Annotated in this window: 16 protein-coding genes and 2 pseudogenes; 8 read left to right on the top strand and 10 right to left on the bottom strand. The window is 69.2% G+C overall.

The genetic code is table 11. The annotated features are described in order from the left end of the window. Positions 1–588: hypothetical protein (locus tag HLK59_RS40035; protein WP_171146571.1), on the top strand; the 588-nt coding region annotated here is incomplete at its 5' end. Here the strand turns inward: HLK59_RS40035 and HLK59_RS40030 are convergent. The 3 genes from HLK59_RS40030 to HLK59_RS40020 all read right to left on the bottom strand — a co-directional run bounded on the left by HLK59_RS40030 (position 585) and on the right by HLK59_RS40020 (position 2,622). Next, a complete protein-coding gene (locus tag HLK59_RS40030) occupies positions 585–1,538 on the bottom strand; it encodes a M28 family metallopeptidase (protein WP_171146570.1) in 954 nt (317 codons plus the stop codon). The genes HLK59_RS40035 and HLK59_RS40030 overlap by 4 nt on opposite strands. A gap of 145 nt (positions 1,539–1,683) precedes the next feature. Beyond that, positions 1,684–2,136 carry a VOC family protein gene (locus tag HLK59_RS40025; protein WP_171146569.1) on the bottom strand — a complete coding sequence of 151 codons (453 nt, stop codon included), beginning with the start codon at positions 2,134–2,136 and terminating at the stop codon, positions 1,684–1,686. Positions 2,137–2,187: 51 nt separating this feature from the next. Continuing rightward, complete coding sequence (locus HLK59_RS40020) at positions 2,188–2,622, bottom strand: helix-turn-helix domain-containing protein (protein ID WP_171146568.1); 435 nt, start codon at positions 2,620–2,622, stop codon at positions 2,188–2,190. Positions 2,623–2,712: 90 nt separating this feature from the next. On the opposite strand from HLK59_RS40020, the pseudogene HLK59_RS40015 reads away from it, so the two are divergent. Further along, a pseudogene (locus HLK59_RS40015) lies at positions 2,713–3,867 on the top strand (MFS transporter); the annotation flags it as partial. Between the two features lie 80 nt (positions 3,868–3,947). Here HLK59_RS40015 and rarD read toward each other — a convergent pair. Both rarD and HLK59_RS40005 read right to left on the bottom strand, forming a co-directional pair. Continuing rightward, positions 3,948–4,949 (bottom strand): EamA family transporter RarD, encoded by a 1,002-nt coding sequence (gene rarD, locus HLK59_RS40010; RefSeq protein ID WP_171146567.1) that lies wholly within the window; start codon positions 4,947–4,949, stop codon positions 3,948–3,950. Positions 4,950–5,108: 159 nt separating this feature from the next. Further along, positions 5,109–5,963 carry an SDR family oxidoreductase gene (locus HLK59_RS40005; RefSeq protein WP_171146566.1) on the bottom strand — a complete coding sequence of 285 codons (855 nt, stop codon included), beginning with the start codon at positions 5,961–5,963 and terminating at the stop codon, positions 5,109–5,111. Positions 5,964–6,055: 92 nt separating this feature from the next. Between HLK59_RS40005 and HLK59_RS40000 the strand changes: the two genes are divergently transcribed. The 3 genes from HLK59_RS40000 (at position 6,056) to HLK59_RS51550 (ending at position 7,404) form a co-directional block, all read left to right on the top strand. Continuing rightward, on the top strand, positions 6,056–6,457 hold the full coding sequence (locus tag HLK59_RS40000; RefSeq protein WP_171146565.1) for a helix-turn-helix domain-containing protein: 402 nt from the start codon (positions 6,056–6,058) through the stop codon (positions 6,455–6,457). 85 nt (positions 6,458–6,542) lie between these two features. Next, positions 6,543–7,031 (top strand): DUF6082 family protein, encoded by a 489-nt coding sequence (locus HLK59_RS39995; RefSeq protein ID WP_171146564.1) that lies wholly within the window; start codon positions 6,543–6,545, stop codon positions 7,029–7,031. A gap of 115 nt (positions 7,032–7,146) precedes the next feature. Further along, positions 7,147–7,404, top strand: a complete 258-nt coding sequence (locus HLK59_RS51550; protein WP_171146563.1) for a hypothetical protein — start codon at positions 7,147–7,149, stop codon at positions 7,402–7,404. Between the two features lie 57 nt (positions 7,405–7,461). Here the strand turns inward: HLK59_RS51550 and HLK59_RS39985 are convergent, their stop codons facing one another. The 5 genes from HLK59_RS39985 to HLK59_RS39965 all read right to left on the bottom strand — a co-directional run bounded on the left by HLK59_RS39985 (position 7,462) and on the right by HLK59_RS39965 (position 14,792). Then, positions 7,462–8,541 (bottom strand): 2-oxoacid:ferredoxin oxidoreductase subunit beta, encoded by a 1,080-nt coding sequence (locus tag HLK59_RS39985; protein WP_171146562.1) that lies wholly within the window; start codon positions 8,539–8,541, stop codon positions 7,462–7,464. Then, entirely contained in the window at positions 8,534–10,462 is a 1,929-nt protein-coding gene (locus tag HLK59_RS39980; protein ID WP_171146561.1) for a 2-oxoacid:acceptor oxidoreductase subunit alpha, read from the bottom strand. Before HLK59_RS39980 ends, HLK59_RS39985 begins: the two co-directional genes overlap by 8 nt. Before the next feature lie 255 nt (positions 10,463–10,717). Further along, positions 10,718–11,377 carry a response regulator transcription factor gene (locus HLK59_RS39975; RefSeq protein WP_346779923.1) on the bottom strand — a complete coding sequence of 220 codons (660 nt, stop codon included), beginning with the start codon at positions 11,375–11,377 and terminating at the stop codon, positions 10,718–10,720. 684 nt (positions 11,378–12,061) lie between these two features. After that, positions 12,062–13,408 (bottom strand): sensor histidine kinase, encoded by a 1,347-nt coding sequence (locus HLK59_RS39970; protein ID WP_171146559.1) that lies wholly within the window; start codon positions 13,406–13,408, stop codon positions 12,062–12,064. A gap of 178 nt (positions 13,409–13,586) precedes the next feature. After that, positions 13,587–14,792, bottom strand: a complete 1,206-nt coding sequence (locus tag HLK59_RS39965; protein WP_171146558.1) for a sensor domain-containing protein — start codon at positions 14,790–14,792, stop codon at positions 13,587–13,589. A 246-nt stretch (positions 14,793–15,038) separates the two neighbouring features. On the opposite strand from HLK59_RS39965, the gene HLK59_RS39960 reads away from it, so the two are divergent. From HLK59_RS39960 to HLK59_RS39950, 3 genes and pseudogenes are all read left to right on the top strand, one after another. Next, positions 15,039–15,446: an NADH-quinone oxidoreductase subunit A gene (locus tag HLK59_RS39960; RefSeq protein ID WP_171146557.1), complete on the top strand. Its 408-nt coding sequence runs from the start codon at positions 15,039–15,041 to the stop codon at positions 15,444–15,446. Beyond that, a pseudogene (locus tag HLK59_RS39955) lies at positions 15,437–16,003 on the top strand (NADH-quinone oxidoreductase subunit B family protein); the annotation flags it as partial. The gene HLK59_RS39960 and the pseudogene HLK59_RS39955, both read left to right, overlap by 10 nt. 257 nt (positions 16,004–16,260) lie before the next feature. After that, positions 16,261–16,784: NADH-quinone oxidoreductase subunit C (locus HLK59_RS39950; RefSeq protein WP_171146555.1), on the top strand; the 524-nt coding region annotated here is incomplete at its 3' end.

The following is a 16,784-nucleotide window of genomic DNA, read 5'->3' as shown; positions in this document are numbered from 1 at the left end:
CTTCTCGATTTCACCGCCACCACCCCCGTCGAGGACCCCGACCCCAAGCCCACCCCGCCCCGCGGCTTCGACGCCGTGGCCGAGGCCGTGCTGGGGGACGACCCGGCGACGGCGTACGACGGCGGCGGGACCGTGTTCCTCGTCGGGCCGATGGCGCGGATCAACGAGGCCGTGAAGGCGGGCCGGATCACGGAGGCCGCGCAGCTCGCCGAGCAGACGGTCGTCGAGGCCTCCCACGCGCTCGGAGCGGACCACCCCGAGGTGCTGCGGCTGCTCGAACTCACCGCGTACATCGCCTACTTGGCCGGCGACCCGGCCCGCGCCTTCGGGCTCTCCCTCGACCTGGCCCGCACCCGCCACCACGCGAGGGACACGGAGGCCGCGTACGGCAACGTCCAGAGCGCGGCGACCGCCTGGCGTGCCGTACGCGACCCCGAGCAGGGCCTGCGCATGGGAGTCGACCTGATCGGCCTGTGGACCGAGCTGACCCTGGAGGGCGGCCCGGCGGCCGAGGACATCGAGCAACTCGACTCGGCCCGGACCAGGATGGGCCGTCTCGCCGAGCGCGCCCGCAAGCTCGGCTCCTAGGAGGAGAGCTCCCACACGGCGTACGCCGCCGCGTCACTGTTCCGGTTCAGGGCCGTGTCGCTGATGTTCGACGTCGTGTCGCAGGAGGAGTGGTAGCACCGGTCGAACGCCTGCCCGGACGTCCCGCCCCACTTGGCCACCTGCGCCGCCGTCTTCGTACGGCTGGCCCCGGTGAACAGCCCGCCCACCGGCACCCCCGCGCTCTTGAACGGCGCGTGGTCGGAGCGGCCGTCGCCCTCGGTCTCGATCTCGGTGGGAACGCCGAGGCCGGTGAAGTAGTCCTTGAAGGTCTTCTCGATCACCGGATCGTCGTCGTAGACGAAGTAGCCGGGGTTGGGCGAGCCGATCATGTCGAAGTTCAGATACCCGCTGATCTTCGCGCGGTTCGCCGAGGACAGGTTGTTGACGTAGTAGCGGGAGCCCACGAGCCCCAGCTCCTCCGCGCCCCACCAGGCGAACCGCAGATGCTTGGTGGGCTGGTACCCGGCTCTCGACACGGCCAGCGCGGTCTCCAGGACCGCCGCCGAGCCGGACCCGTTGTCGTTGATGCCCGCCCCGGACGTGACGCTGTCCAGGTGCGAGCCGGCCATGACGACCTGGTTGGTGTCGCCGCCCGGCCAGTCGGCGATCAGGTTGTAGCCGACGCGGCTGGAGGACGTGAACTGCTGGATGGTCGTGGTGTATCCGGCGGCGTCCAGCTTGGCCTTCACATAGTCGAGCGAGGCCTTGTAACCGGCGCGGCCGTGCGCCCGGTTGCCGCCGTTGGCGGTGGCGATGGACTGGAGTTGGGTGAGGTGGGCCTTGACGTTGGCCACGGGGATGTCGGGCGCGGCGGCAGCGGCGGTCACCTCGGGCGCGGGCGCCGCGCCGGCTATGGATCCGCCGGTCAGCAGCATGACGGCCGTGACAAGACCGGCCGTCGACGCACGCCCGGAAACGGAGAGCTTCATGGTGGGGGGCTCCGGATTCCTCGGGAATCACAGGGATTCCACAGCGAATGGGGTGCCTGGATGGTGAAGCTGTGACTAACTCTCCGTCAAGAGCGGTATCAGGACAGGGAGTTCGGAATCCGGAACGCGTCATCCCACGTGGAGCTCATTGCACGCAGAACTCGTTCCCCTCCGGATCCGCCATCACCACCCACTCACCCCCGGCCTCCCTCACCTCCCGCAGCACACTCGCGCCGAGCCCCGTCAGCCGCTCCACCTCGGACGCCCGCTTCCCGTCGCCCGGGTGCAGATCGAGATGGAGCCGGTTCTTGACCGCCTTCTCCTCCGGCACCCGCTGGAACAGCAGCCGCCGGCCCAGGCCGGTGCCGCTGTCCTGGTCGTAGGGGTCGTCCGGATGCCGTACGGCGACCAGGTCGCGGAAGGCCAGCCGGGCGTGGAACTCGACCGTGGCCTCGCGCGGCAGGGCGCCGAGCTCCAGCAGCCGCCGGATCAAGGCGTCGTTGTCCTCGACCTCGTAGCGCAGCGCGGCGGCCCAGAAGTCGGCCTGGGCCTGGGGGTTTCCGGCATCGATGACGAGCTTCCAGTGCACAGGAGTCATGCAGTCACTTATAGCGTCGCCCACTGACAGAGCCCGGCACGCGCGGCCCCGCTAGACCGCCTCCGCCCCCCGTCGGTCGTACGCCTCCCGCGCCGCCGCGATCTCCCCCTGATGCGCCTCCGCCCATGTCACCAACGACTGGATCGTGGCGTGCAACGTCCCGCCCAGCGGCGTCAGTTCGTACTCCACCCGCGGCGGCACCACCGGATGCACGGTCCGTTTCACCAGCCCGTCCCGCTCCAGCTGCCGCAGCGTCACGGTCAGCATGCGCTGGCTGACGCCGTCGATCTCCCGGCGCAGTTGAGTGAAGCGGAGCCGCCGGTTCTCCAGCAGGGCGATGACAAGAAGCGACCACTTGTCGGCGACCCGATCGAGAATCTGCCTTACCTGGCAGTCCTCCCGGGTGTCCCATTGGAAGGGGTCGGCGTCGCCGTAGTCCACGGTGCTCTCGCAGTAACCAGGTGACTTCGAAGTGCCTTCTTCCATGTCTGTCGATGCTGCCGGAGGCTGGGGGTGGTTACAAGAGGGAACCGACCCTCATTCGGGTAACCGTCCCCCTATTTACGGAGCACTGCCATGGGCACGCGCGCGTGGGCGCTGTTACTCGTCCTCTGCGGAACGGTCTTCCTGGAGGGCGCCGACATCGCGATGATGGCGATCGCGATCCCGTCGATCAGATCCGACCTCGGGCTCGCGACGGACACCGCGGCGTGGGTGATGAGCGCCTATGTCCTCGGCTACGCCGGCTTCACCCTGCTCGGCGGCCGCGCCGCCGACCTGCTCGGCCGCCGCCGGATGTTCCTGCTCTGGCTGGCGGTCTTCCTCGCCTTCTCCGGCCTCGGCGGGTTCGCGACCGAGGGCTGGATGCTGATCGTCGCCCGCTTCGTCACCGGAATGGCCTCCGCGTTCATGACACCGGCCGCGCTCTCCCTGATCACGACCTCGTACGCGGCGGGCCCACAGCGCGACAAGGCCCTCCTCGTCTACGCCGGTACCGCCGCCGGCGGCTTCTCGCTGGGCCTGGTGATCGGCGGCCTGCTCACCTCGATCGACTGGCGCTGGGTGTTCTTCGCCCCGGTCCTGATGGCCGGCGCGCTGCTGGTGGCGGCGGTGCGGCTGATTCCGCACCAGGAGCCCCCGCGGACCGGACGCCGGAGCTTCGACCTGCCCGGCACGATCACCGTCGCCGGCGCCATGCTGCTGGCCGCCTACACCGTCGTACGCCTGGAACACGGACTGCACGGCTGGCCGCTGACGGCGGCGTCGGCCCTCGCGGCGCTGCTGCTCGCCGCGCTCTTCGTGGCCGTCGAACGCCGCTCCGCGAGCCCCCTGGTCCGGCTCGGCATCCTGCGCGAGGGGCCGGTGGTCCGGGCCAACGTCGGCATGATGCTCTTCGTCGGGGCCTTCTTCGGCTTCCAGTTCGTCGTGACGCTGTATCTCCAGGAACTGCGCGGCTGGTCGGCGCTCCAGACCGCGATCGCCCTGGTGATCATGGGCTGCGACGCCGTACTGGCACCCACCCTCACCCCACGGCTGGTCACGCGGTTCGGGCACGCGCGCGTGATCGTCGGCGGCTTCGTGCTGGCGGTGGTGGCGTACGGGTTGTTCCTGCCGGTCGGCATGGACTGGCCGTACCTGGCGATGCTGCCGACGCTGTTCGTCGCCGGTACCGCCTTCGCACTGGCGTACGGGCCGCTGACGATCGCGGCGACCGACGGGGTGAACGATGCCGAGCAGGGGCTGGCCGGCGGGCTGCTGACCACGTCCACCCAGTTCGGTTCGGCGGTCGGGATCTCCGCGGTGACGGCCGTCTACGGCTTGGCTTCCACCGGGGCGGGGCCCGAGGAGACGCTGTCCGCGTTCCGTACGGCGCTCGTGGTGCCCGTCGCGATGGTGGTGCTGGGCCTGCTGGTCTCCGCCCTGAGCCTGCGGGCGGTGCGCAGCGCGTCCCAGGTGAGCAGCGACAGCGCCAGCCAGACCAGCGAGAAGCCGGCCCAGCGCTCCGGCGGCATGGCCTCGTGGAAGTAGGTGACGCCGAGCAGGAACTGGAAGACCGGCGCGAGGTACTGGAGCAGACCGAGGGTGGACAGGGGCACGCGGATGGCCGCCGCGCCGAAGCAGATCAGCGGGAGCGCGGTGACCAGTCCGGTCCCGGCGAGCAGGGCGGCGTGCCCGGGGCCCTCGGTGGTGATGGTGGCGTCGCCGTGCGCGGTCAGCCACAGCAGGTAGCCGAGCGCGGGCAGGAACTGGATCGCGGTCTCGGCGGCCAGTGATTCGAGTCCACCGAGGTTGACCTTCTTCTTCACGAGCCCGTAGGTGGCGAAGGAGAAGGCGAGGACGAGCGAGATCCACGGCGGCCGCCCGTACCCGACGGTGAGCACGACCACGGCCCCGGCCCCGACGGCGACCGCCGCCCACTGCACGGGTCGCAGCCGCTCCTTCAGGAGCAGCACGCCCATCGCGATGGTGACCAGGGGGTTGATGAAGTAGCCGAGGGAGGCCTCGACGACCCGTTCGTTGTTCACGGCCCAGATGTAGACGCCCCAGTTGACCGCGATGGTGGCCGCGGCGACCGCGATGAGCGCGAGCTTGCGCGGCTGCCGCAGCAGCTCACCGGCCCACTTCCAGCGTCGTACGACGACCAGGGCCAGGGCGACGACGAGGAAGGACCAGGCCATCCGGTGGGCGAGCACCTCGGCCGGTCCGGCGGGCTTCAGCAGGGGGAAGTAGAGGGGGAAGAGCCCCCACATCCCGTACGCGGCGAAACCGTTCAGCAGTCCTATGTGCCGCTCACCCTTCGGCTTCCCGCTCACGGGCCCTCCCTCTCACGTCGACCTCGCCTGCACGAAGGTAACGCCGAGCACCCCCACCTGTCATGCCCGTATCGCCATACGGTCATGACAGGCGGGGGTGGGGGGCTCAGGGGCCCTCGGAGGAGTGCCCGGGAGCGCGTCCTGGCGGGTGATCGGCGATCAGCCCTTGAGCGCGGCCGCGATCGCGTCGGACAGCGGGCTGGTCGGACGGCCGGCGAGCCGGGAGAGGTCGCCGGAGGAGACGACGAGCTCGCCCTCGGCTATGGAGGTGTCGACGCCCGCGAGGATCGCGGCGAGCGGCGCGGGCAGCCCGGCGCCGGCCAGGATGCCGGTGTACTCCTCGACCGAGACGGAGTGGTAGGCGATCTCCTTGCCGGTCTGCTTGCTGAGCTCGGCCGCGTACTCGGCGAAGCCCCACGCCTCGTCGCCGCCCAGCTCGTACGTCTGGTTCTCGTGGCCCTCGCCGGTCAGTACGGCGACCGCGGCGGCCGCGTAGTCGGCGCGCGAGGCGGAGGAGACCCGGCCCTCACCGGCGGCCTGGGTGACGGCGCTGTACTGGAGGACGGGGGCGAGGTTCTCCGTGTAGTTCTCGTGGTACCAGCCGTTGCGCAGCAGGGCGTACGGCAGGCCGGAGGCGAGCAGCGCCTCCTCGGTGCCGCGGTGGTCGTCGGCGAGCGCGGCGGTGAGGGAGCCGGGAGCGCTGGTGTACGCGAGCAGGGCCACGCCGGCGGCCTTGGCGGCGTCGATGACGACCTTGTGCTGGTTGACCCGGCCCTTGTCGAACTCGTTGCCGGAGATCAGCAGCACCTTGTCGCCGGCGGCGAAGAGGCTGCCGAAGGTCTCGGGGGCGTTGTAGTCCGCGACCGCGATCTTCACACCCTTCGCCGCGAGGTCGGCGCCCTTCTCGGTACTGCGGACGACGGCGGTGACCTGGTCGGCCGGCACCTTCTCCAGCAGCTGCTCGACGACGTGGCGGCCCAGGTGACCGGTGGCTCCGGTGACGACGATGCTCATGATGTGCGAACTCCTTGTGGGGTGCGGATGGCACTAACCCTAGGATGTGCGCTAACTCTGCGAAAGTACCCACTTTGAAGTAAGGTACTGGCATGGGAGTAAGCAGCGTCGAGACGACCGCCACCGAGACGATGTGCCCGCACCGCCTGGTCCTGGAGCACGTCACCAGCCGCTGGGGCGTCCTCGTCCTCATCGCCCTCCTGGACCGCCCGTACCGCTTCAGCGAACTCCGCCGCGCGATCAGCGTCCTCGGCCGCGGCGTCAGCGAGAAGATGCTCACGCAGACCCTCCAGACCCTGGAACGCGACGGATTCCTCCACCGCGACGCCAAACCGGTGATCCCACCGCGGGTCGACTACTCACTCACCGAACTGGGACGAGAGGCGGCGGAACAGGTACGGGGGCTCGCGATGTGGACGGAGACGCGGATGGGGGCGGTGCGGGAGGCGCGGGAGGGGTACGACGCGCGGAAGAGGGGTTCTGAGCAGGGATGATGCGGGCGGTTCGGCCACCTGAACGTATGCGGATCGCGCCGTACGGGCACATACATGTCAGGGGCGTAGACCCGGGGGGTTCGCATTGGCCGCACAGAATCCGGACGCGCGAAGGATCGATTCTTCACTCAGCCAGGAGGCTCTCCTGGAAAGCGTTCTCCGGCAACTCACCTCCCTCACCGAGGAGATCCGCAAGGCCAACCTGATTCAGTTGCACCGCATCATGGCGGAGCAGACGGGGCGTGCCCTTGGGGATCCTGCGCTGGCGGAAGCCATGAGTACGTTGGAAGGGTTGTCGGAGAGCAGGCGTAAGCAGATGCTCTTCATCAATGCGCAGTACAGCGCGATCATGTTGCATTACCGGTCGGACGCCATCGACTGGGAGGAACTGATCGGCTACCTGAGGCTGTGGTGCTCGAACGCGACCTTCCAGGATTACTGGGACATGACTGGCGATGCGCGTAGGGCGTTGGCGCGCGAGTCGCTGGAGGCGAGAGTGGGCCGAGCCGTCGACGAGATGATGGAGGAGCTCGCCAGCGGCCGGGATTGGTGGGTCGTGGGTCCTTCCGAGTGAACTGGGTATATCAGCCCGTGGCTTGAACCCTGGCTGCTAAGTTCCCCGGACGAAGTATCAACTTCACATTCCACGGCTGGACTTGATCCGCTCGGCACAGACAGAGGTCCCCCGCGTGTACAGCGAACTCCCCGCAGTCAGTATCGTCCGCCGACTCGGGGACTCGCCCCGTGCGCGAGGAAGCCTGGGAGGGGAGAATTGTCCCGACCTCTTTGAGCTCAGCGACGGCACTTTCGCGGTCATCGGCACTGACAGGACCGAGGAGCTGGACGGGATGCTCCCATCGGATGCCTCCCGTGCCGACTACGAGCGAATCGTCGTGATCACCCGGGAAACCCTCCTTCGCGCCAAGCGGGACATCCCTGAGGCCTGACAGACACAGGGCCCGGATGCCGAACCGCATCCGGGCCCTTCGTGTGTCTGCCTACGGTCAGCCCACGACCGTCCAGGTGTCGCCGCCGGCCAGCAGTGCGGCGAGGTCGCCCTTGCCGTTCTGTTCGATCGCCGTGTCCAGTTGGTCGGCCATCTGCGTGTCGTAGACGGGCCGGTCCACGGACCGCAGCACGCCGATGGGGGTGTGGTGGAGGGTGTCCGGGTCGGCGAGGCGGGAGAGGGCGAAGGCGGTGGTGGGGGAGGGGGCGTGGGCGTCGTGGACGAGGATGTCCGCCTCGTTTGCGTCCGTCACGTCGACCACCTTCAAGTCGCCGGTGTCCAGGTCTCGTACGACTCCGCGTGAACTGTCCGTGCCGAAGCGGATCGGCCGGCCGTGTTCCAGCCGGATCACCGCCTCCTCGGCTTGCTGTCGGTCCTTGAGGACTTCGAAGGCGCCGTCGTTGAAGATGTTGCAGTTCTGGTAGATCTCCACCAGTGCCGTGCCCGGGTGAGCCGCTGCCTGCCGCAGGACCTCGGTGAGGTGTTTGCGGTCGGAGTCGACGGTCCGTGCCACGAAGGAGGCCTCCGCGCCGATGGCGAGGGACACCGGGTTGAAGGGGGCGTCGAGGGAGCCCATCGGTGTCGACTTGGTGATCTTCCCGACCTCCGACGTCGGCGAGTACTGGCCCTTCGTCAGGCCGTAGATGCGGTTGTTGAAGAGGAGGATTTTGAGGTTGACGTTGCGGCGCAGGGCGTGGATGAGGTGGTTGCCGCCGATGGAGAGTGCGTCGCCGTCGCCTGTGACCACCCATACCGACAGGTCCCGCCGCGAGGTCGCCAGCCCGGTGGCGATGGCGGGTGCGCGGCCGTGGATGGAGTGCATGCCGTAGGTGTCCATGTAGTACGGGAAGCGGGAGGAGCAGCCGATGCCGGAGACGAAGACGATGTTCTCTTTGGCCAGGCCGAGTTCGGGCATGAAGCCCTGTACCGCGGCGAGGATGGCGTAGTCACCGCAGCCGGGGCACCAGCGCACTTCCTGGTCGGACTTGAAGTCCTTCATGGACTGCCGGCCCTCGGCCTTGGGCACGAGGGAAAGCGCCTCGATCGTGCCCGTGCCTTCCGTGGACGTCTCAGCCATCGATGGCCTCCTTGAGAGCCGTGGCGAGCTGCTCGGCCTTGAACGGCATGCCGTTCACCTGGTTGTACGAGTGGGCGTCGACCAGGTACTTCGCCCGGATCAGAGTGGCGAGCTGCCCGAGGTTCATCTCGGGGATCACCACCTTGTCGTAACGCTTCACCACCGTGCCGAGATTCCGCGGGAACGGGTTGAGGTGGCGCAGATGGGCCTGCGCGATGGACTCCCCGGCGGTCCGTAGCCGCCGTACCGCCGCCGTGATCGGTCCGTAGGTCGAGCCCCAGCCCAGGACGAGGGTGCGTGCCTCGTGCGGGTCGTCGACCTCCAGATCCGGGACGTCGATGCCGTCGATTTTGGCCTGTCGGGTGCGGACCATGAAGTCGTGGTTGGCGGGGTCGTAGGAGATGTTGCCGGTGCCGTCCTGCTTCTCGATGCCGCCGATGCGGTGTTCGAGGCCCGGGGTGCCGGGGATGGCCCACGGGCGGGCCAGGGTCTGGGGATCGCGTTTGTAGGGCCAGAAGACTTCGGTGCCGTCGTCCAGGGTGTGGTTCGGCCCCTGGGTGAACTGCACGGTCAGATCGGGGAGTTCGTCGACGTCCGGGATCCGCCAGGGCTCGGAGCCGTTGGCCAGATAGCCGTCGGACAGGAGCATCACCGGGGTGCGGTAGGTCAGCGCGATCCGGGCCGCCTCCAGGGCGGCGTCGAAGCAGTCCCCGGGCGTGCACGGGGCGATCACCGGGACCGGGGCCTCGCCGTTGCGGCCGAACATGGCCTGGAGCAGGTCGGCCTGCTCGGTCTTGGTCGGCAGCCCGGTGGACGGGCCGCCGCGCTGGATGTCGATGACCAGCAGCGGCAGCTCCAGGGAGACCGCGAGGCCGATGGTCTCCGACTTCAGCGCCACGCCCGGACCGCTGGTCGTCGTCACCGCCAGGGATCCGCCGAAGGCCGCGCCCAGCGCCGCGCCGATACCCGCGATCTCGTCCTCGGCCTGGAAGGTGCGCACGCCGAAGTTCTTGTGTTTGGACAGTTCGTGGAGGATGTCGGAGGCCGGGGTGATGGGGTAGGAGCCCAGGAACAGCGGCAGGTCCGCCTGGCGGGACGCGGTGACCAGTCCGTAGGACAGGGCGAGGTTCCCGGAGATGTTGCGGTAGGTGCCGGTCGGGAAGGCGGTGGCGGCGGGGGCGACCTCGTAGGAGACCGCGAAGTCCTCGGTGGTCTCGCCGAAGTTCCAGCCGGCGTGGAAGGCCGTCAGGTTCGCCTTGGCGATCTCGGGTTTCTTGGCGAACTTGGCTTTGAGGAACTTCTCGGTGCCCTCGGTGGGCCGGTGGTACATCCACGACAGGAGGCCGAGCGCGAACATGTTCTTGCTGCGTTCGGCCTCTTTGCGGCTGAGGTCGAATTCCTTGAGGGCCTCGACGGTCAGGGTGGTCAGGGGGACGGGGTGGAGGCTGTAGCCGTCGAGGGAGCCGTCCTCCAGCGGCGAGGCCGCGTAGCCGACTTTCTGCATGGCCCGTTTGGTGAACTCGTCGGTGTTGACGATGATCTCCGCGCCGCGCGGCAGGTCGCCGATATTGGCTTTGAGGGCGGCCGGGTTCATCGCGACCAGCACGTTCGGTGCGTCGCCGGGGGTGAGGATGTCGTGGTCGGCGAAGTGCAGCTGGAAGGACGAGACACCCGGCAGGGTTCCGGCAGGCGCCCTGATCTCGGCGGGGAAGTTCGGCAGTGTGGAGAGATCGTTGCCGAAGGTCGCTGTCTCGGAGGTGAAGCGGTCGCCGGTGAGCTGCATACCGTCACCCGAGTCACCCGCGAAGCGAATGATCACCCGGTCCAGCCGGCGGACGTCCTTGGTCCCTGCCGGTTTGCGCTGCTCTCCCACGACGGCTTCGTCGGCCTGCTCCGCTGGGCTACTGACCTGGCTGGTCACTGAACTGGACCTCCTTCGAGGCAGCTGTCCGGGACAGGCCCTCCCGCAGGCCCGCCCAGGATCAACCCTACGTCCGTAAGGGTCGCCTTCCTGTGGCCAATCGCATGATGGACACGATTTTGAGACGGTCCGCCGCCCCGACTTGTCATGATTTACTCGCCCCCCGGCGCTGACCTACAAGACGCTCCCCGCTTGCGTTCGGTTCTGGACCCGCTTATCGGGTGTCACCCATATGGCTGACACGGTGTCAGGGCGTCAGGAGTTCAGATAGGTGAGGACCGCAAGAACACGTCGGTGATCCCCGTCACTCGGGGAGAGGCCCAGCTTCAGAAAGATGTTGCTGACGTGCTTCTCGACTGCGCCGTCGCTCACCACGAGCTGCCGTGCGATCGCCGAGTTCGTCCGCCCCTCCGCCATCAGCCCCAGGACCTCCCGCTCCCGCGGGGTGAGTCCCGCGAGCACGTCCTGCTTGCGGCTGCGGCCCAGCAACTGCGCGACGACCTCCGGGTCCAGCGCCGTACCGCCCTCGGCGACCCGTACCACCGCGTCCACGAACTCACGAACCTCGGCTACCCGGTCCTTGAGGAGATAGCCGACGCCGTGACTCGAACCGGCGAGCAGTTCCGTCGCGTACCGCTCCTCCACGTACTGCGACAGCACCAGCACCCCGAGTCCGGGGTGAGCCTTCCGCAGCTGTACGGCGGCCCGCACCCCCTCGTCGGTGTGCGTTGGCGGCATCCGCACATCGGCGACGACGACGTCGGGCAGTTCCCCCTGCGCGTCCAGCTCGGTGATGGTCTTGACCAGCGCCTCCCCGTCGCCGACCCCGGCGACGACGTCGTGCCCGCGGTCGGTCAGCAGCCGGGTCAGTCCCTCCCTGAGCAGAACCGAATCCTCGGCGATGACCACCCGCACCCTGTCCTCCACGATCCTCGGCCCCCCACAACCCGCCTCCGCGCCCGCCTCCCCGACGGGCGTAGTCCAGCATTCCAGCATTCGCATCCTGCTGCGCCGGGGCGACAGGAATCAATGGGAATACGTGCATGGCAGGGCGGGTTTCGGCCTCCCGCGAGGCCTGTTGTCGATCATTCGATGCCGATGCCGATGCCGATGCCGATGCCGATGCCGGCGCGGACGCGGATGCTGATGCCGAGGGGAAGGCCTATGCGGGCGGTCGCCTTCAAAGAGACCGGCGGGGCGCGCCGCGTACCTCCCCGACGGTGACGGTTACGCGGCGTACGTGGTCCTACCGGCCGCGTTCGCCTTCCCGCTCCCGGACGCCGCGGACCTGCGTCGGGTGGGGCCGCCGCCCTGGCCCTGGCCACGGCGTACGGCGTCACGGCAGGGGTGGTGCGCCGCGGGGCGACACGGTGCTGATCCACGCGGCGGAAGGCCGCCTACGACCGCCAGACCTTCGGCTACGACGAGGTCCGGCCACAACATCGGCGACCTGTCCCGCCGGGACCCACGGACTCCGCGCCGCCGCGCACTCGACACCCCGTCGCCCCGTCGCCGGTCGCCTCCGGGAGCCCTCCGGGCACGGGTGAGGGCGGCAGGGGTGAAAAACTCCCCGCCGCCCTCACCCGCCGGTCGCCCCGCTCACACCAACGCCCGCTCCCCCCGCCAAGGCAGCTCCGCCGTGACCCGCGTAGGCCCGCCCACCGGCGAATCCACCACCAGAATCCCGTCCACCGCGCCCAGCCGCTCCGCCAGCCCACCGAGCCCGGACCCCGCGGCCGTATCGGCACCGCCCACTCCGTTGTCCACGACCTGGAGCATCAGCCGGTTCTCCACCCGCCACACGTCCACGGCCGCCCACGTCGCCCGCGAATGCTTGCTGATGTTCTGCAGCAGCTCCGACACCGTGAAGTACGCGATCCCCTCGATCGCGGGCGCCGGCCGCGCCGGAAGGTCCACCTCCACCTGCACCGGCACCGTGCACCGGGACGCCACCGAGGACAACGCCGCGTCGAGCCCGCGGTCGGTGAGTACGGCGGGATGGATGCCCCGCGCCAGATCCCGCAGCTCCTGCAACGCCGTCTTCACCTCACCGTGCGCCTCGTCCACCATCCGCGCCGCGGCCTCCGGATCCTCCGCGAGCTTCTCCTTCGCGAGCCCCAGATCCATCGCCAGCGCGACGAGCCGGGCCTGTGCCCCGTCGTGCAGGTCGCGCTCGATGCGTCGCAGATCCGCCGCCGCCGTATCCACCACGACCCCCCGGTCGGACTCCAGCTCCACCACCCGCGTGGCCAGCCGGGACGGCCCGAGCAGCCCGTGCACCATCACCCGGTCCACCATCGTCAGCGCCCGCACGATCCACGGCGTGGCCAGCGTGAACAGCAGTCCGACCAGCGCGGTCACCCCGATCTCGAACGGGTTGTCGAGATAGATGTGGTGGGTCTCGTCGCCGTACAGCTGAAGCCCGTCCTGACCGCCGTACACCGGAAAGAGCCAGAACCACAGCGGATACGTCAGCAGCGCCCATCCGTACGCCCAGAAGTTCACGGCGACGACGAACGAGAACACCGACCACGGCAGATGGATCACCGAGTACAGCAGCGTCCGCCAGGACGTGCCGCTCTTCAGCACGGCCCCCATCCACGCCAGAAACCCGTTCCCCCGCATCCTGAGCGGCTCCGGATCGGCGACATCGAGCCCCAGCAGCCCCCGCGCCCGGGCCCGCTCCAGCGCCCCGAAACCCCGGCACCCGGCCAGCCCCGCCGCGAGGACCGGAATCCCGAGGAACGTCACCAGCAGCCCGGCGCCGATCGACACCATCGTGACGGCGTACGTGAACAGCACGATGCTGATCGGCAGGCTCAGCAGCACATAACCGAACTCCCGCCAGGTGCGCCCCTCGAACGGCGCCCGCAGCCCCGTCGGCAGCCGGCGCCGCCGCGTCCCCTCGTCGAGGAACCCGTAGCTCTGTCCGTAGTCCGTGGCCATCGGCTTCGTCCTTCTCTCGTCCCCCGCCCGGGGTGTCCTGGAGTGTCGTGTCGCTGTCGTACCTCCACCCTGCTGGGCCGCAGGTCGGCGGACCATGGAGTCCGTCGGCGTCTTGGGAGGGGGGTTTTCCCTACCTACGCCCGGTCGCGCCTACGCCCGGTGTCACCCACGGCCTGCGTCATCTACGACCGGTGTCGAACGACCGGTCCCGCCACGGCAGCTCCGCCGTCACCGTCGTAGGACCACCCGGCGGGGAGTCGATGACGAACAGGCCGTCGACCGCGCCGAGGCGTTCCGCGAGGCCCTGCATGCCGGTGCCGCCGTCGAGGCGGGCGCCGCCGCGGCCGTCGTCCCACACCTGGATGAGCAGCCGTTCCTCCGTGCGCCACACGTCGACGGACGCGGTCCTCGCCCCGCTGTGCTTGCTGACGTTCTGCAGCAGCTCGGAGACGGTGAAGTAGGCGATGCCCTCGATGGCCGCGGCCGGTCTGGCGTTGAGATCGGCCGTCACCTTCACCGGCACCGTGCAGCGCGAGGCCACGGAGGACAGGGCGGCGTCGAGCCCGCGGTCGGTGAGTACGGCGGGATGGATGCCCCGCGCCAGATCCCGCAGCTCCTGGAGCGCGAGCTTCACCTCGCCGTGCGCCTCCGAGACCATCGCCGCCGCGTAGTCCGGGTCCTCAAGGAGCTTCTCCTTCGCCAGTCCCAGCCCCATCGCCAGGTTGACCAGCCGGGCCTGCGCCCCGTCGTGCAGATCGCGCTCGATGCGCCGCAGATCGGACGCGGCCGCGTCCACCACGACCCCCCGGTCCGACTCCAGTTCGGCGATCCGCCGCTCCAACTCGTCGGAGGGCGACAGCAGTCCGCGCACCATCGCCCGGTCGGCGTTGGTCAGGCCCCGCGCGATGAACGGCAGCACCGGCCACAGCACGAACAACGAGGTCAGCGTGATGGTGAAGGTGAGGATGCCCCACGGCAGCCGGATGAAGTCGTACAGGATCGTCCGCCAGCCCACCGGATCCTTGAGCATCATCCACAGCTGTTGGAAGAAGCCGGAGTTGCTGCTCCTCAGCGGCAGCGGACTCGGCTCGTCGATCCGCACGCCGAGCAGCTTCCGGGCCCGCGCCCGCTCCATCGCGCCCAGCTTCCGCGCACCCATCAGCCCGGCCGCGAGCACGGGGAACCCGATCACGGTCACCGTCAGCATGAAGCCGGTGAACAGCACCGTCGTCACATAGACGAACCCGAGCAACGCCACCGGCAGATTGACGAGGAGATGCGTGATCTCCTTCCAGGTGTGCGCGTCGTAGGCGAACCGGACGGGCGGAAGCGGCGCGGTGGCCTCGGCTTTCCGATCCGGGAAGTGTCTGGGGCGTTCGGTCATATGGGCTAGCGTGCCGCGCGACGCGCCGCGGCGCCATGAGGCAGACCGCCGCGATGCCCTGGGGAAAACCCCACCCCGGCATGTTCAGCCGTGACGGGCTGCTTACGGTCTCTTTAGCAGGCCCTAGACTCCCGTGCGTACAGATCGTCGAACAGCGAGTGTCCATCGATCTTCGGTGTGTTCAGAGGTTCACAGGTTCACAGGTCCAGAGGTCCAGAGGTGTTCACAGGGAGCGAGGGGACGGACGTGCCGGAACCGACCGTCGGGTCGACCGTCGTCGTTGCGGCGGACTACTTCCAGTCGTACTCGGTCGTCGGACTGCTCGCCGTCGTCGGCGTGCTGTTCGTCGCCGTCGCCTTCGGAGCGGGCCGCCTGCTGCGCCCCGTCGTCCCCACCCCCGAGAAGCTCCTGACGTACGAGTGCGGCGTCGACCCCGTCGGCGAGGGCTGGGCCCACACCCAGGTCCGCTACTACGTCTACGCCTTCCTCTACGTCATCTTCGCCGTCGACTCGATCTTCCTGTTCCCGTGGGCCACGGTCTTCGCCGCCCCTGGCTACGGCGCGGCCACGCTCGTAGAGATGTTCATCTTCCTCGGCTTCCTGGCCGTGGGTCTGCTGTACGCATACAAGAAGGGCGTCCTGACATGGACGTGACCCCCTCGGAACCGGTGCTGCTCCCCGAGCCGAAACGGCTGGGCGCCCTCGCCCGCCTCGCCCCCGAGCCGATGAAAGTGGTCCTCAACTGGGGCCGCCGCTACTCCCTCTGGGTCTTCAACTTCGGCCTCGCCTGCTGCGCGATCGAGTTCATCGCCGCGTCCATGGCCCGCCACGACTTCATCCGCCTCGGCGTGATCCCCTTCGCACCGGGCCCCCGCCAGGCCGACCTCATGGTCGTCTCCGGCACGGTCACCGACAAGATGGCCCCCGCGGTCAAGCGCCTGTACGAGCAGATGCCGGAACCGAAATACGTCATCTCCTTCGGCGCCTGCTCCAACTGCGGCGGCCCGTACTGGGACTCCTACTCCGTCACCAAGGGCGTCGACCAGATCATCCCCGTCGACGTCTACGTCCCCGGCTGCCCACCCCGTCCCGAGGCCCTGCTCCAGGGAATCCTCAAACTCCAGGAGAAGATCGCCCGCGAGTCACTGGGGGAGCGGTACGGGGTGTCTGGGGGGCGGGCGTCCACGGCTGAGCTTCGGAGCGGGTTGGTGCGGGGGCCTGGGGTGGGTGCGGGGGAGGAAACGGCTTCCGGGGTGGGTACGGGATCGGCGCCAGGGTCGCCTTCGGGCCATGAGACTTCGGATTCGGCTTCTGATTCGGCTTCGGGTTCGGGTTCGGGTTCGGGCGGGGGTTCCGGCTCGGCTTCCGGTGTGACTGCGGGCGGGGGTGCGGCTCCAGGTACTGCTTCCGGTCCCGCCTCGGGCCCGGCTTCCGGTTCGTCCGACGGTCCGGTCTCGGGGGAGGAACGATGACCACGGTCGGCTGGCTGACCGCCCCCGCCGAGGAACTCTTCGGCGCGGAGGCCACTGCCGAGGAGGCCTACGAGGTCCTCACGGTGGACGTGCCGCCGGCATCCTGGATCACGGCGCTGGAGACGGCGCGCGACGAACTGGGCTGCACGTACTTCGACTGGCTGAGCGCGGTCGACGAGCCGGGCACGGGCTTCCGCGTCGCCGCCCATGTCGCGGCCCTGTCCCCGGTACGACGACTCTTGCTCCGCACCACCGTCCCGCACGAGTCCCCGACCCTGCCCAGCGCCGTCGACGTCTTCGCGGGCGCGGCCTGGCACGAACGCGAGACGCACGAAATGTTCGGCGTCGTCTTCGAGGGCCACCCCGCCCTGGACCACCTCCTCCTCCCCGAGAACTTCGAGGGCCACCCCCTGCGCAAGGACTTCGTCCTGGCAGCCCGGGTCGCCAAGGCCTGGCCCGGTGCCAAGGAACCGGGCGAGTCCGACCACGGCGGCCCCAAACCTGTCTCTTATCAACATCT

The organism is Streptomyces sp. S3(2020), assembly GCF_013044505.1.
Lineage (GTDB): Bacteria > Actinomycetota > Actinomycetes > Streptomycetales > Streptomycetaceae > Streptomyces.
The sequence above is the reverse complement of the archived record's forward strand: the minus strand, read 5'-3'. Positions and strand labels throughout refer to the sequence as shown.